The sequence below is a fragment of the Psychrobacter sp. TB15 genome, assembly GCF_000511655.1.
GTDB classification, from domain to species: Bacteria; Pseudomonadota; Gammaproteobacteria; order Pseudomonadales; family Moraxellaceae; genus Psychrobacter; species Psychrobacter submarinus.
Map to the genome: position 1 here is coordinate 11050 of NZ_AYXN01000012.1, position 15754 is coordinate 26803.

The window sequence follows — 15754 nt, forward strand, 5'->3', positions numbered from 1 at the left end:
GCAAAAGCAAAATGCTGGGCTAAAGCGCTAGCCTACAAAAAACATCATTGTTTTTGAATTAAAGTAATTACAGAACATTATGATTGTCATTAGTAGGACTAATAGCTTCTAAGCTTTTGACACTTAAGATCTGCGCGGTCGCTTGCCCATCTTTTAGCATAATGTTGATGGTTTGATCAGCATAAAGCTGGCTGCTACTAGTCAATACCTGCTGACCTTTATTGTCCATTAGCATGCTATAGCCTTGTTTTAGCACTCGCGTAGGCCGATGCAGTAGGACGATATCACGTAGATGTTCACTATCGCGCTGAGCTTGTGCTAGCTGCTGCTCGCTACTATGCATTATTGTTTTTCGATGATTTTTGGCGGCAATACTAGCCGCCGTCAATTGCTGATGCGCGCCTTGCTTGATTTGAGCTTGCCAGTCGCTAGTCACTCTAGCCGCTTGTTTGACTTGTCGCTGCGCGCTTTGCTGAATACTTTGCCAAGCGTAGTTGCTGTCTTTTTTCAGCGCGGTGAGTTGCCCGATAGTCTGTGATTGCAGTTGGCTGAGTTGTCTGACGCTTTGCTGCTGAGCGACTTTGAGCTGACGCTGCGCTGCTTGCTTGATCTGTGATTGATAGTTCAAAGTTTGCGCTATTAGGCGAGCTAAGTGAGCGATAATCGCCGCTATCACTTTAGATGGCGTATCAAAGCTGCTATGTGCTACTTCATCAAGGATGACTTTGTCGCGCTCATGGCCAATACCGACCCAAACTGGCACTGGCTGCTCAGCGACCAAGGCGGCAAGTTCGTAGTCATTGAGGTAAGCTAAGTCGCCAACCGCGCCGCCGCCGCGAATGATCACCAGTAGATCAGGCAGGCGCTGATAACTATCAAAAAATCGCTGCTGAGCACTGACGATCGCTTGACGAATCTCGGCGGGCGCATGATTGCCCTGAAAAGTAGCGTGATGATAATGAAACTGACAAGCGCCCGTATTAGCAAGACGATCGGCGTCCGCTTGAAAATCGCCTAATCCGGCGGCTTTTTCTGGGGCAATGACAATCACGTGCTCTATATCAAAAGGGGACTCTAGCTGCTGATTGAGGTGCATCAGGCCTTCACCGCTCAAGCGATCGACCATCTGCGCGTATTGCCGTGCCAAATCTCCTAGGGTATAGCTCGGATCAATATCTTCAATCGTCAAGGAAAAGCCATACTGAGGATGAAAGTTCGCTGATACTTTAAGTAGGACAGTCAGATCACGGCTGAGCGCCATACCCGTCGCGCGTTCAAACTTAGCGAGTACACGCGCCGCTTTAAAGCGCCAAAGGTTGCCTCGGCAGCTAGCAACGACTTTGCCGTCATCGTCCTTTTCGGCCAATTCAAAATAATAATGGCCGCCTTTGCTCGAGAGGTTGCGAATTTCAGCTTTAACCCAAACTCGGTGGGCAAAGGTTTGTTTAACCACCATCTCAACCGCGCTTAAATAATCACTAAGTCGTAGCACGGTATCTTCAAGATTGTTTTCTAAACTACTCTCGACCTCGGCCAATTCTGCTTCCAAAGTCGCTAAATCTTTGGCAGGCGCTAAAGTTTTTGCATTGGATGACTTAACAGAATTAAGGTTAGGTTTGCGCATAGAATCAGACCGAATAGGGAATATAAAATGAAGAGGTAATGGTAAGCTAAACCATATTAAATTGAAACAATAGCAAACAGCCAAACTGGTTTTGCCACGATATTAGAGCCTTCTACTTTACCTCAAAATCTAACGCTAAGCGAAGCCAAGTTGATCAAAAGATCCAAGCTTGCAAGAGAGGGCTTAGGTATGTCAAAAAAAGATCAAATGCTCGTTAGGCCTGCGTCTTTACTGACAGCGAAAACTAATCATATATTCATAATCATCGTCGCGTGCTAGCTCAGGCGAGCCAGTCCCTAGTATAGCACCTACCATCGCGCCAGCTTGCCCGACCATGCGTCCAGTACGCTCATTCAAAATCCCATTATATCTAACGGTGTCTTTGACGACGATGACTTGTTTACCGCGACACGTTTTATCAGCGGTAGCAATGGCATTTTGCTGAGCTTGTATCTTGGTTGCGCCAAGGCCTGTGGTTTCATAAGTGGAGTCAGCACGCTGAATAACAGGGGAGGAGGGCGTACTCTGACAAGCGCTCAGCGCTAGTGCTACGATCATCGTTGACGCTAGAAGCGCTGTTTTTCTAGTAGAGCCGAGATTGTTGGACTGATCATTGGATTGATTATAAAGGTTGTTCATAAGATGCTCCTTTACTACAACTGAGTCAAGATTAGCAAGATGAAATGACTAGGTTGCTTAGGTTGCTTAGGATGCTTAGTCATCTTTACAAGATTAGCTTACTACTACTCTTTACGTCACGTCTATAGATGTCGTGTTTGTAGTGTTGCGCTTTTTTAAATTTTTAACGAGACTGTTTGCTTTTAATAAGACTAAAACAGCAAATCACTTGAAATATAGCAGATTTCTAGCATAATTGACCTCACTCTTTTAATCGGTCGTTATTATTATGCCTTTAATTCCTGCTCCTGCTGGCGTGTTAGAAGTTGATGCGCTTTGGCAACAAGACAATCCTTGTGATCCTAATACCGATACTGTGGCGCTACTGTGTCATCCGAACCCGTTATTTGAGGGCACGATGAATAATAAAGTGGTCACGACTATGTACCGTTTTGCCCGCGACAACGGTATGCACGTAGTACGTTTTAACTTTCGCGGGGTAGGGCAGTCGACAGGAGAGCATGACTACGCGGAAGGTGAGGTGGTCGATGCTATGACCGTGTTACAATGGATTGCCGGGCAGAGCGATGCTCGCAAACTGTGGCTAGGCGGCTTCTCTTTTGGCGGCTATGTGACGGCTCGTACCGCTGAGCAGGTCTTAGTGTCGCCGCATGTCTGGGGATTGAGCGACTTTGAGATTGCCAATGTCGCGCTCATCTCGCCTTCAATTGAAAAAAACGATAGCGAGCATATTGCTTTGCCGATTGAGAAGACGTTTGAGATCTATGGAGATGCCGATGAGGTCATCTCACCTGACAATATGCAAGCTTTTGCTGAGCGTTTAGGGATTGAGGTCAGCGTAGTCGAAGGTGCGGGGCATTTTTTTCATGGGCGTTTGACGGAGTTAAAAAAGCTATTAGAGCAGCACAGTTTCGGTTCTGATAGCTAATTGAGTGCTTAAAAGTGCAGATGCTATTTATAGAGTACAAGTTATAGAGTACAAGTGCTACATAGTAGTTATCATAGAATAGCTATAGCATAGTAGCATTAGAGCACGTTATAGTATCCGTATAGCTAAAACAATAATTATCGCTTTACATAAGCTGCATTATAGTCGTAAACATCGAGCCGTGTTGGCCTAGAGAATAAAGCTGGTATAGCAAGCACCACTGCTTTGACACCATTTATTCTGACGAATCTGTCCTTATTGTCTCAGTGCAAAAGACATAAGCGAATAAGAGTAGACGGCCAAAACACTTTTTTTATTTTGTTAAATATGAGTCGTATTATGAGATTATCTCCATTACAGCGCTACGAGCAAGCCATCAGCTCTGAAGACTTTACCCGAGATGAACAACAGTATATAGCCATGAGCTATCTTGATGATCTTTATCATAAGCTTAATAATACGGTCGAAGAAAAAAAGGGCATTTTTGGGTTTTTCAAATCTAAACCTGCCGCGCCAAAGGGCTTGTATATGTGGGGCGGCGTTGGCCGCGGCAAGACCTGGATGATGGATATGTTTTATGATTCGCTGACTATAGAGCGTAAGATGCGTCAGCATTTTCATCACTTTATGCAGCGAGTGCATAAAGAGCTCAACCAACTACAAGGCCAAAGCGATCCGCTAGAAAAGGTTGCTGATATTATCCATAACGAAGCAGTAGTTATTTGCTTTGATGAGTTTTTTGTCTCTAACGTCTCTGATGCGATGATATTAGGCGACTTATTTACCATGCTGTTTAATCGCGGGGTGACTTTGGTTGCTACCTCAAACATCGAGCCGGCAGGCTTGTACAAAGATGGTCTGCATCGAGACCGTTTTATGCCGGCTATCAAAGAGGTTGAGACACATACTACGGTGATGAATATCGACTCTGGTATCGATTATCGCTTGCGTGTCTTGCAGCAGGCGGAACTATATAAATCGCCTATGACGCGTGAGAACCATAACTGGCTTGCCAACCGCTTTGCGAGTTTATCGAACAATCTCAAAATCAGTAGCGAGCCTATCACGGTTAATGGCCGCGAGATTAAGATTAATGCCCGTACCGAAGACATCTTGTTTTGTGACTTTCGCCATTTATGTATGCAGCCGCGCTCCGCTGCTGACTTTATTGAGATTGCCAATCGATTTAGCACGGTTTTGATCAATGCCGTACCAGCGTTAGACGACGATCTGCGAGATCCAACTCGCCGCTTTATTTACTTAGTCGATGAGTTTTATGATCGTAGGGTTAAGCTGTTAGTGCGTGCTGAGCAGTCTATTCTTGATCTTTATCAAGGAGAGAAATTGGCCTTTGAGATTGAGCGTACTCGTTCACGCTTGCTTGAGATGCAATCAGAGGATTATCTAAAGATGCCGCATCGACTCGATGACGCCGCATAAGCCTTTTGTTAATGACCTTATGAAGTAACTTACGAAGTATTGTATTAAGTACTACATTGAGTATCTTATAGTCGAACCACTATTAAAGTGTTACAGCGTTAGACTCGTTTAGCCTACTACTGTAGTACTTGCACTCGTCTGCCTTGTACCACTTTTAATATTGATTGACTATACAAGCTTAATTGATAAGCCAAATAATAACAGTGTAGTTTCTTAATAAAATGATAACGATAATAGAGCTACTGATAGCAATAATAATGATAATAGCCGACGATTATAAAAGGATGACAAATGAGTACGCCAAGAGAGCGTTTAATCACCGAGGAAGATGAATTAAGCGTAACAACCAAAGAAACTTCTAATCATGAGAGTGACCGCCTTGATAGTAGCAATGAAAGTGATATAGAAGATAAGCAGCTCATTGAGTGGATTAAGTCTAGGCGCACTATTGGCAATCTACAAGAGCCGGCACCGACTCACGAGCAAATCAGAGCGGCGATTGACTGCGCGGTGACTGCGCCCGACCACAAAAAACTACGACCTTGGCGTTTTATTATCAGCGAAGGCGAAGCGCGTCAACAGCTGGGGCAAGCATTACTTGAGGCGGCAGAAGCGCAAGCGGCGAGAGCAGGTGAGACACTATCGGATAAGACTCGTAAAAAAACTGCCAATCTGCCAATGCGCGCGCCAGTGATTATTACAGTCGTGACTAAGATGCAAGAGCACAAGAAAGTCCCGCCGTTTGAGCAGATGCTTAGTGCCGGGTCAGCGGTGCAAAACCTACTATTAGCGTTAATGGCGCAAGGTTTTGGCAGCGTATGGCGCACAGGTCTGCTGTGCAATGAGCCTGCGGTAAAAGATTATTTTGATGTCGCGGCTGATGACTATGTTGTCGCCTTTATTTATACTGGTACGAGCCCAAAACCCAAACCTCGCAGAAAACCTATGGATATAGAGCCGCTGCTGCGTTTTGAGTCTTAAAGATTTATTGCGGTTAAGAGTAATAATGGCTGACCTATATTTGCGTTAAAAGGTTTTTACTAAAGCTTTTTTGGTTGAAACTTTTTCAATAAGTATAAAGGGCGTAATAGCTAATAGCTACTTGGTTCATCCTTTAAGCACTGACAATATGGATATAAGTATATGACAAGCTCCTCAGATGAAGATAAGCAAAAACAAAATGCTAATAACGCTGACACTGTAGGTCGCGACAAGAGTAATAATAGCGAAAATAATAACAATAGCAATGAGAACAAACCGACTGGCTTGATAGCCAGTATTCTTGATCGAGCCACCAAATCAGGCTTTGGTCGCAAAAAATTGAACCCTAATAAAGTTGAGGCGGCGGTAGCCAAACAAATGGATCAAATACATAAGAGCCCAGAAAAGATACGTCTAACAGTGCTTGGCGGCGGTAGTTTCGGTACAGCAATGGCCAACCTAGCCGCGCGAAATGGCTGTGATACTACCATTTGGGTACGCAATAAGCGCACCGTCAAGTCTATGGCAAAAACGCAGATGAATAAGAAGTATCTGCCAGGGTACAAGCTCGATAATCGCTTAAAGTACAGCTACGACTTAGAAGCTGCGGTAAAAGACAAAGATATTATCTTTTTAGCCGTACCCAGCTCAGCCTTTCGCGAGACTCTCAAAAATATCAAACCATTTATCAGTGGTCAATCGATTGTTTCGCTCACAAAAGGTATGGAAAAAGACACGTTTGCCATGATGAGCGATATCATTAAAGATGAGCTGCCGGAGGTGAACTTTGGGGTGATGTCAGGGCCAAACTTGGCGGTTGAAATCATGAAAAACATGCCGTCAGCTACGGTCATCGCCAGTGAGTCAGAGCCGCTACGCCACGCTGTACAAGCGGCGCTACATAGTGCTTTTTTCCGAGTGTTTGCTAGTGATGATATTCGCGGTGTCGAGCTTGGCGGCGCGCTTAAGAACATCTATGCTATCGCTATGGGTATGGCTGCCGCCTACGATGTCGGTGAAAACACTAAGGCCATGCTGTTGACACGCTCGTTGGCTGAGATGAGCCGTTTTGGCGTAGAAGAAGGCGCCAATCCGCTTACTTTCTTAGGTTTGGCTGGTGTAGGCGATCTTTATGCCACTTGTAACTCAGAGCTGAGCCGCAACTTTCGAATTGGTAATATGCTCGGGCGCGGTATGGATATCGATGCGGCGGTCAAAAAGCTAGGCCAAACCGCTGAAGGGGTCAATACTATTCAGCAAGTTCATGAAAAAGCCAGTAAGCAAGGTATCTATATGCCTATTACTCATGCTCTACATGCGGTCATCTATGAAGATAAGGCAGCGCTAGGAGTCGCTCTACACTTGATGGAAGCCGGATTTCGTAGTGACGTGGAGTTTGTGATGCCGCATGACCATAGTAATGCGGCCCTTACCGCGCAGATGAACGCTGCGAGTAGCGCAGACGACAGCGAAGGCAACACCGATAAAAAAGACAGTAATAACCTTAATAAATAATCCTCATCAAAAATAAAGCAAATAAAGATGAGCAAAAGGAGTGCTATGAAGATTATACTGATGCGACATGGACAAGCTGAAAACGAGAGTCGCCCAGATAGCGCACGGCAGTTGACCGAATACGGTCATCAGCAAGCCGCGCAGACGGCTGAATATCTTATAGAGCATTATCGTCCTGATCATTTTGTGGTCAGTCCGTACGATAGAGCGCAGCAGACCCTAGCAGAACTGCAAGCGCGTGCCACCGATGTGCCAGCTAGTGTACAAGATAATATCACGCCCTCAGATGACGCTCATGCAGCACTGATAGAGCTTGGCCATATTGAAGCAAACTGTCTGGTGGTGGTTTGTCATATGTCTATTGTCGCTAATATTGCCAGCTTACTCACTGGCGCAAGTCCTGAGTCGTTTTCACTAGCTGAAGCGCGAGTGTTTGAGATGGAGTTTGTGATGTCAGGAATGGCCGAAGAGGTTGATCGTTTTGTACCTATGCAGCCGTAGATAGCCTTCGGTAGCTTAGATTAGCGTTAATAAATTATCCACTTTTAAATAAACTGTCAACTTCAACCGCTAGCCACTAAAGGACACCTCTATTGTTACATGTTTGGTTAAGAGATCAGCATAGCCCACTTGCGGTCTGGCAAGCAGATGCTAAGCAGTGGCAGCTAGTCGATGACTGGCAGCAATTGCAAGAGCATTATATTAGTTATAAAAGTGGTAATGACAAGCGGCTTTGTTTGTATTTTCCATCTAGCCATTTGCTCCAAGTAGATACTGAGCTCAGTCTTAATCAGCTCAAGCAGCTAGGCGATACTGGCAAGCAGTACTTATTTGAAGAAACGTCAATTACCCCAGTCGAGCAGCTGATGGTGCGTCAGCAGAGTTATGCCAGTCACCATCATCTCTACGCGCTCGCAAAAGACGATAGTGACTCATGGCAACAAAGCGCAATACTGGCAGGGTTTAGTATTGGAGCTTTGCTGCCTGATTTTTTATTGTTGCCGGTGCCTGAGGAAGGCGCAGGTCAGCAAGTAGTGCTGTATCAAGATAAACACACCACTTTGCTGCGGCAGTCGTTGCAGCAGGGCATGGCAGTCAGCTACTTGCCCTTAGTGGTTGAGCGCTTGCCTCATCTCAGTGAGATATGCCAAGTAAGTGCTATCGATGAGTCTGTAGCGAGTATAGAGTCGCCACAGCTCTCCGCGCCGCACCTATTACTCACTCAGATTGCCGCCAAGCCTGAGCCCATAGATATACCTGATCGTCACGCTCTGAACTTCTTTACTAAGACCTCAGACACAAAGCTCTCTCCTTATTTGCGAGTGGCGGCTATGGTGGCGCTATCAGCATTGGTATTACAAATGGCTACCGATGGCTTACAAGCGTACCGCTATAATCAAGCAAGTGCGGCAACCCAAAGCGCTATCGGCAAACAATTTCAATCTTGGTTTCCAGAAGATCGCTTAAATTCGCGGACATTGTTACAGACGCAGATGCAAGCCAAGCTGCGCACAGATAGTCAAGCCCAGTCGGCACATATGACAATCCTAGCGCGTATATCACCTCTCATTAAGCAGTCTTCACTGACTGCGCAAAGCTTAGTGATGCAGCCAAGCTCTCTTAGTTTTACGCTTATTGCGCCTAATCGCAGCAGTCTTGACGAGTTTGCTAATACGCTAGTCACTCAAGGAATAGCGGCCAGCTTGCAAAGCGTTAACGGTAATGAGCAAGGCGAGTTCAGTGGGCAGATAACCGTAAATATAGCGGATAATAGCGCTGAGGCTGGCGAGTTATCTTCCTCTTAACCCGGCTCGTCAATGTCATGTGGTATGTTGCTTTTGACGATTTATAACTTATTAAATGTTTTTATAGCTTCTTAAAATTTAAGTAAAAAAAGGCTCAGTGATGAATAAGCCGCAGCGCCGTACTAAACCTAGCCGTACGAAAGGTAATAGTACAAGCTCTTCAAGTTCTTTAAATACGGCGACGAGTAGTCCTGCCTCTAGCAATACTTGGTCTGAGCGTTTAAGCCGTTACCAATCGACATTAACGACACGCTGGCAAGCACTGTCTCCACGCGATCAGTTGGCCTTAGGCGTTTTATCGCTATTTTTATTAGTGTTTCTCGGCGGTTATGGCGGCTATAGTGTCAATCAAGCGGCGAAAGACAGCAAAGCGCAGTACCAGCAGCAAGTAGCCGATTATTTTTGGTTACGTGCGCAGGCGAGCAATATTGACAACAACGCGCTCAATGCCAGTACTGAAGGCCAAGTCGTTGCCCCTGCCACTGCGGTCAATTCGCTGTTAACCAATGCCGGTATTGCTAATGCTCAAGTAGCGGCCGTTGGTGATACTGTGCAGTTAAGCTTTACTAACCCAAGCCAAGCGCTTATCACTAGCGCGTTTGGTAAGCTGAGCGAGCAAGGCTGGCAGGTCACTCAGCTCAATATGCAGCAAGATATCAACACCAAGCAAATTCAAGTACAAGCCACGCTTGCTTCTTAACGGTTAGACTGGCATTCAATCTCAATCTTGAAAATCGTCTTTATAACCGCAATATTAGATAAATGAGCGCTACTGAGTATTTGAGTGTTATCATCAAATCGATAGCTCGATCTTATGGCCAGGCGCTGCAATTTGCCATCATTACCGTCAAGTGTGATAGGGATACTTATTATGAGCTCACCTTCTAACCCTAATTCTGATAACTCTGATGATTTTGTATCTCGGCCAACCTTAGACAAATCAGAGTCTCGCTTTGAAAATAGCATTCATGCCCAACAGACCCATGAGCTTACACGCTCAAGACAAGATACTGCGCTTAGTGATAAACAGCAGCGCTCACTGATCACTTATAACCATCTTACCTATCTGCTTTATGTCATTAGCTATTTGACGGCAGGGCTGTTGTGGATTGTGCCTATCGCTATGAATTATGCTAAGCGTCACGATGCTGATGGTACTTGGTTGGCCACGCATTTTGATTGGCAAATCAAGACTTTTTGGTATAGTATCATCTGGTTTGTGATCGGTCTTATCATAACGCTAGTAGCCGTTGGCGGCTTAGGTATCAGTGTGCTAGCTGAAAGCAATAATCTTGCTATTGGCTCAGGGCTATTTACCGGATTAGGTATCTTAATTATCTTGTTTACGGTTATTTGGCATGTATATAGAATTGCCCGTGGCTGGATTGCTTTGAGCGATAAGCGGCCTGTGCCTTGATGGCGGTTTTGTTTGAAAATTAATGTCTGATAAATAATGTTGAACAACGCTCAGTCTATTTAGTTATAAAGTCGTTAATTGCTAATATTTATAGCATAATATTTGCGGTTATTTTGGCTAAGCCTATAGCAAGCTGATATAATCGCAGCGCTTTATGGCAGTCGTTTTGCCTTTTCTATTCACCATTTAATCAGGGTTTGTTGTCACTATGTCCTACGCCTTACTTCGTCCGTTTTTATTTAAGATGGATCCTGAGCGCGCTCATGATATGACGCTGTCTTTATTGGACAAAGCACACAAAGCCCGCACTTTAGGGTTGGTATATGGTCAGCCGATGCAGCCCACCACTTGCATGGGTCTGCAATTTGCCAATCCGGTAGGACTAGCGGCCGGCCTCGATAAAAACGCAGATTATATCGACGCGCTAGCCGAATTAGGTTTTGGTTTCATTGAAGTTGGTACGGTGACGCCGCGGCCACAAGTCGGTAATGACAAACCGCGTTTATTTCGACTCAGACAGGCCGATGCTATTATTAACCGTATGGGGTTTAATAACCAAGGGGTTGATTATCTCATAGATAATGTCAAACGCTGCAAGTATAAGGGTAATATCGGTATCAATATCGGTAAGAATGCGAGCACGCCTGTTGAGCAAGCCGCTGATGACTATGTGTATTGCTTAGAGCGCGTCTATCCGCATGCTTCTTATATTACGGTCAACATATCCTCTCCGAATACTGCTAATCTGCGCGATTTGCAAAGCGGTGAAGCCTTGACTCAGCTACTAGATACTATCAAGAACCGTCACAGTCAGCTGGCCACTGAATATGGTTTTTACGTGCCTTTAGTATTAAAAGTCGCTCCTGACTTAGAGCCGCTGCAGGTCGATTATATCTCGCAGCAGCTGATAGATTTTGACATTGATGGTTTGATTGCCACTAATACCACTTTGAGCCGAGTCGGGGTAGAGGACTTACGCGACGGGGATCAAGCGGGCGGTTTATCCGGTCGTCCGGTGAGCCATACGAGCACCCAAATCTTACAGCAATTCTCAGATCAGTTAGAAGGCAAAGTAGCACTGATTGGCGTGGGTGGTATCGATAGCGGCGATAAAGCCGTCAAGAAGATCAAAGCTGGCGCGGATTTAGTGCAGCTTTATACTGGCCTTATCTATCGCGGGCCTGGGCTAGTACAGTCTTGTATTCAAGCTATCGGCGGTTATTACGATGCCATTTATGATACCAGTGACAATACTACGAAAGAGTGATGTATAACCGTTTATTTGCCTATTTGACTGATAGACCCAATGATAGCTGAGTATGATAATACTTTTCACCCTTTCCTTAAACGAATGAGGCCGTAGAGATGAGTGGTTTAGATATTATCATTGCTATCGTGGTGCTCATTGGTTTATGGCGCGGCTTTCAGGCAGGGTTGATAAAAACGGCGGTAGGACTTATGGGCTGGTTTGTCGCTCTAATTGTCGCCACTCGGCTAGCTACGTCGATTGCCCCGCAGTTATCAAGCTTAGTTGCCAATCCGGTACTGCAGACGGCATTAGCTTTTTTGATAGTCGTGATTGTTATTTTAGCCATCATGCACTTGCTAGCGTTTATTTTCTCAAGCGCACTCAAAACGCTAAATCTTAGCGTACTCGATAAGATGGCAGGCGGTGTATTGGGAGCAGCCAAAAACACCTTAATGGTGTTGGTAGTACTTAGTATCAGTGCGCCTTTATTGGTACAGCTGCCGCAGTGGCAGACCTCAGTGCTTGCCCCTGAGCTGATGCCTTATGCACCAATGGGTAAAGAGCTAGCTACCGATATGCTAGGTATGGCTTGGGGACAGATTAACCAATCATAATAGCTCTGAGCCGACGATGATATTTATTTTACTCTTATTGATTTTTCTATAAGGTTAGAGCATGTAAGCTATCTAGGCTTTGGCATAGTAGTGTTATAAAATAAAAAAAGTTTTCTTATAAAACTGCGTCATCAGGATTATGCTATCAGAGTGATGTTATTACCGTAGTATTCGCTCTTTAAATATAGACGCATCGATATTGTATATCAGTTGCATTGTTTCTAAATTTTCAAGTTTCTGACTTTTCAAGTTTCTAAATTTCTAGCTAATATGAATTCATTGCTATCAGAATTCATTAGTGCAGGATTCATTAGTGCCAAACCACTAGTATGAATAAACGCTATACCTTCTCGTTACTAATCTTTGCTCTAAAATAGGACATAACTATGTGTGGAGTCGTTGGGGTTGCAGCTCATGAGCCCGTTAACCAAATTCTTTATGATGGCTTGACTATGCTTCAGCATCGCGGTCAGGATGCAGCCGGTATCGTTACTTTGCAAGATGGGCGTCTGTACCTGCGAAAAGAAAACGGTATGGTGCGCGATGTGTTTATGAACCGCCATATGATCAAGCTAGTCGGTAAGTTTGGTATCGGTCATGTGCGCTATCCGACTGCTGGCACCTCTAGCAGTGCTGAGGCGCAGCCGTTCTATGTCAACTCGCCTTATGGTATTACCTTAGCGCATAACGGTAACTTGACCAATGCGGAAACCTTAGCCAAAGAGCTATATATCGAGGATCGTCGTCATCTCAATACCGATTCAGATTCTGAGGTGTTACTTAACGTGCTCGCCCATGAGATGCAGGACTTAGGCAAGACGAATCCTAACGCTGATGATATTTTTGAAGCGGTAAAAGCGGTCTATCATCGCTGTGAAGGCGCGTATGGCGTAGTGGCTTTGATTACCGGTCACGGTTTATTAGCTTTTCGTGATCCTAATGGCATCCGTCCACTGGTATTCGGTGAGCGCTTGGCGGCTAATGGCGGTACAGAATATATGGTGGCCTCAGAATCAGTGGCGCTAACAGGCTCAGGGTTTACGATTATTCGTGATGTCAAACCCGGCGAGGCGATATTTATCGATTTAGACCATAACTTGCACACTTATCAGTGCGTTGAGCAGCAAGAGTATACGCCTTGTATCTTTGAGTACGTCTATTTTGCGCGTCCAGATTCGATTATGGATAATATCTCAGTCTATAAGTCGCGTCTGCGTATGGGCGAAAAACTAGGCGATAAAATCTTGGCCGAGTGGGGCGATGATCATGATATCGATGTGGTCATTCCTATTCCCGATACGTCGCGGACCTCAGCGATGGAGCTGGCGCTGAAGATGAATATTAAATATCGCGAAGGCTTTATGAAGAACCGTTATATCGGACGCACCTTTATTATGCCAGGCCAGCAGCAACGCAAAAAATCAGTACGGCAAAAGCTCAGTGCCGTGCCGCTAGAGTTTAAAGGCAAAAACGTCTTGCTAGTGGATGACTCTATTGTACGCGGCACTACTTGTCATGAGATTATCCAAATGGCGCGTGATGCGGGCGCGCGTAAAGTCTTCTTTGCTAGTGCAGCGCCGCCGGTCAAGTACCCTAATGTCTATGGTATCGATATGCCAGTACGTAGTGAGCTGATCGCTTCGGGACACAGTGTTGAAGAAGTGCGTAAGATTATCGGCGCGGATCGTCTGATATTCCAAGATTTAGATGACTTGATTGATGCGGTAAAAGACACTAAGCATAGTAAAGTGGAAGGCTTTGATTGTGCCGTATTTAATGGTTGCTATATCACTGGACAAATCAATGAAGCTTATCTTGATCATCTGCAGGCTCAGCGTAATGATACGGCTAAGACTGGCAAGAAAGGCGTACAAATTGTTGCTGATACGCCAGTCGATATGATGGGTATTGAAGAGATATAATCTTTAGATTAATAGCATCATTGCTTGTCATAGTATAAAAAACGAGCTTCTCTATGTTAAGTAGGGAAGCTCGTTTTTTATGCCGATATTTAATTGTTCAGTGTTCAGTGTTCAGTGTTCAGTGTTCAGTGTTCAGTGTTCGGTGTTTGATTGTGCGCTTTCAGTAGATTTTAACTTAAGAGCTGAGCAAATACCCAAAGCAGACCATTTAAAGTCGCTATACCGACGATCATACTCACTAGCAGCTGCTTGCTAAAATGATAAACTAAAAATACCAGTGCTAATGCACCAATCTGAGCTAACAATAGATGCACCTCAGGACTGGCTAAACTATGGCTCAGCGACAAGTCTTGATAAGCCAAGCTAGTCAAAATAAGCAGCACCATCACCGATAAAGGTAAGCTCTCATTAAGCCTGTGGAGCCAAGGCGTGTCTAGTATTTTTTTGGGAATTAAGGCAGGGATAGCTCTAGTGACAAAAGTCACCGCTGCCATAGCGAGAGTAGCTATAATTAGATATTGACTAGTCATCAGAGTGGTCTCCTGTAACAGAGTACTGCAGCCAAAATCCGCGCGCTAAAATCAGCAGCATACAAAAGCTAATAGCGACTAATAATAGCCAGTCACTAGTGAACAAGGAAGCCAGTATCAGCCCAATGACAGCGATAGCGATAGGAAATAGCCGCTTCACATTTTGAAACTGCTCATAAGCTAATATGGCAAACAAACAGACTAAGGCGAAATCTAAATGCGGCACTAAGTCGTTGAGAGCGCTACCTATCATCACCCCAATCAGAGACGCCGCCACCCACCAGCTTTGATTAAATAGACTGATAGGCAGTATTAACGCTTGTCGCTCCTCAGCAGGCAGGCTAGTCATTACCGAAAAGGTCTCATCGGTTAGCGCAAATAAGCAATAGGTCTTAGCCAGCTTTTGGGTAGGCATAGATTGCAATAACGGCATAGCATAAAAGACATGACGCAAGTTAATCGCGGCAATGTTGGTTGCGATACTACCCACAGGCAGACCGGCGCTTAGCATGGGCAAGCACGCATACTGCGCTGCGCCTGCATAGAGAAATAAACTCAGCATCAAAGTTGCCCAAATAGGAATGCCAGCGACTTGAGCAAGAACGCCAAAGGCAATACCAGCAGGCAAATAGCCCATTGCCACAGCTAAGCTTTTTTTGAAGCCATCAGCCCACCGATAGGAGGCCTGTGTTTGTTGTTTGGAATAAGAAATGGTCACGTTAGATCCTGAGATTTTCGATGTTGTTATATGTGACATCCAGCTTTTATTTTTAGGATTTAGCGCTTGTAGTCACGTTTTATTTAAATTTATTCTAGTTTTATTGAGGTTGTAGCTTGTCGTAATTGCCTGTCAGGTAAGCACGGTATAAAAACGCGCCAAGAATCACTAGTCTTAGGGCTAATAGGCACCAAACGCTGAGCCAAATCCCTGTCATATCGTAGCGCTCATAAAGTAGCCAGCTGATAGGGAAGAAGACCACGGCTAATAGCAGGGCCGCATTTCGAATGACACTACCAGCAGTGAGACCGAAAAATATACCATCGAGCCAGTACGCGCCTACGCCTATCAGCGGCAGTAGTATCGCATAAT

15 protein-coding genes and 1 pseudogene are annotated in these 15754 nt (G+C 45.0%); 11 read left to right on the plus strand and 5 right to left on the minus strand.

What is annotated here, in order from left to right; all coding sequences use genetic code 11:
• Positions 1-67 precede the first annotated feature (67 nt).
• Positions 68-1624, minus strand: coding sequence for an exodeoxyribonuclease VII large subunit (xseA, locus tag W234_RS0101745; protein WP_025644149.1), 1557 nt, complete (start codon positions 1622-1624; stop codon positions 68-70).
• Positions 1625-1852: 228 nt separating this feature from the next.
• Positions 1853-2182 carry a hypothetical protein gene (locus W234_RS13585; RefSeq protein ID WP_037058683.1) on the minus strand — a complete coding sequence of 110 codons (330 nt, stop codon included), beginning with the start codon at positions 2180-2182 and terminating at the stop codon, positions 1853-1855.
• Between the two features lie 349 nt (positions 2183-2531).
• On the opposite strand from W234_RS13585, the gene W234_RS0101755 reads away from it, so the two are divergent.
• The 11 genes from W234_RS0101755 to purF all read left to right on the plus strand — a co-directional run bounded on the left by W234_RS0101755 (position 2532) and on the right by purF (position 14134).
• Positions 2532-3191 (plus strand): alpha/beta hydrolase, encoded by a 660-nt coding sequence (locus W234_RS0101755; RefSeq protein ID WP_025644151.1) that lies wholly within the window; start codon positions 2532-2534, stop codon positions 3189-3191.
• A 339-nt stretch (positions 3192-3530) separates the two neighbouring features.
• Complete coding sequence (gene zapE / locus W234_RS0101760) at positions 3531-4631, plus strand: cell division protein ZapE (protein WP_025644153.1); 1101 nt, start codon at positions 3531-3533, stop codon at positions 4629-4631.
• Positions 4632-4922: 291 nt separating this feature from the next.
• On the plus strand, positions 4923-5612 hold the full coding sequence (locus tag W234_RS0101765) for a nitroreductase (RefSeq protein ID WP_084212598.1): 690 nt from the start codon (positions 4923-4925) through the stop codon (positions 5610-5612).
• Between the two features lie 162 nt (positions 5613-5774).
• Positions 5775-7127 (plus strand): NAD(P)H-dependent glycerol-3-phosphate dehydrogenase, encoded by a 1353-nt coding sequence (locus W234_RS0101770; RefSeq protein WP_025644158.1) that lies wholly within the window; start codon positions 5775-5777, stop codon positions 7125-7127.
• A gap of 45 nt (positions 7128-7172) precedes the next feature.
• Positions 7173-7628 carry a phosphohistidine phosphatase SixA gene (gene sixA / locus W234_RS0101775; RefSeq protein WP_025644160.1) on the plus strand — a complete coding sequence of 152 codons (456 nt, stop codon included), beginning with the start codon at positions 7173-7175 and terminating at the stop codon, positions 7626-7628.
• Between the two features lie 92 nt (positions 7629-7720).
• On the plus strand, positions 7721-8932 hold the full coding sequence (gspL, locus tag W234_RS0101780) for a type II secretion system protein GspL (protein ID WP_025644162.1): 1212 nt from the start codon (positions 7721-7723) through the stop codon (positions 8930-8932).
• Between the two features lie 100 nt (positions 8933-9032).
• A complete protein-coding gene (gspM, locus tag W234_RS0101785) occupies positions 9033-9632 on the plus strand; it encodes a type II secretion system protein GspM (protein WP_025644164.1) in 600 nt (199 codons plus the stop codon).
• Positions 9633-9803: 171 nt separating this feature from the next.
• Positions 9804-10349, plus strand: coding sequence for a DUF4870 family protein (locus tag W234_RS0101790; protein ID WP_025644166.1), 546 nt, complete (start codon positions 9804-9806; stop codon positions 10347-10349).
• A 208-nt stretch (positions 10350-10557) separates the two neighbouring features.
• Positions 10558-11616 (plus strand): quinone-dependent dihydroorotate dehydrogenase, encoded by a 1059-nt coding sequence (locus W234_RS0101795; RefSeq protein ID WP_025644168.1) that lies wholly within the window; start codon positions 10558-10560, stop codon positions 11614-11616.
• Between the two features lie 98 nt (positions 11617-11714).
• Positions 11715-12212: a CvpA family protein gene (locus tag W234_RS0101800; protein WP_025644170.1), complete on the plus strand. Its 498-nt coding sequence runs from the start codon at positions 11715-11717 to the stop codon at positions 12210-12212.
• A gap of 386 nt (positions 12213-12598) precedes the next feature.
• A complete protein-coding gene (gene purF, locus W234_RS0101805) occupies positions 12599-14134 on the plus strand; it encodes an amidophosphoribosyltransferase (RefSeq protein WP_025644172.1) in 1536 nt (511 codons plus the stop codon).
• Positions 14135-14304: 170 nt separating this feature from the next.
• On the opposite strand, the gene W234_RS0101810 is transcribed toward purF, so the two are convergent.
• From W234_RS0101810 to W234_RS14725, 3 genes and pseudogenes are all read right to left on the minus strand, one after another.
• Positions 14305-14664 (minus strand): AzlD domain-containing protein, encoded by a 360-nt coding sequence (locus W234_RS0101810; protein ID WP_025644174.1) that lies wholly within the window; start codon positions 14662-14664, stop codon positions 14305-14307.
• Positions 14657-15301: an AzlC family ABC transporter permease gene (locus W234_RS0101815; protein ID WP_084212601.1), complete on the minus strand. Its 645-nt coding sequence runs from the start codon at positions 15299-15301 to the stop codon at positions 14657-14659. Before W234_RS0101815 ends, W234_RS0101810 begins: the two co-directional genes overlap by 8 nt.
• Positions 15302-15482: 181 nt before the next feature.
• Positions 15483-15754: pseudogene (locus W234_RS14725) on the minus strand (MATE family efflux transporter); the annotation flags it as partial.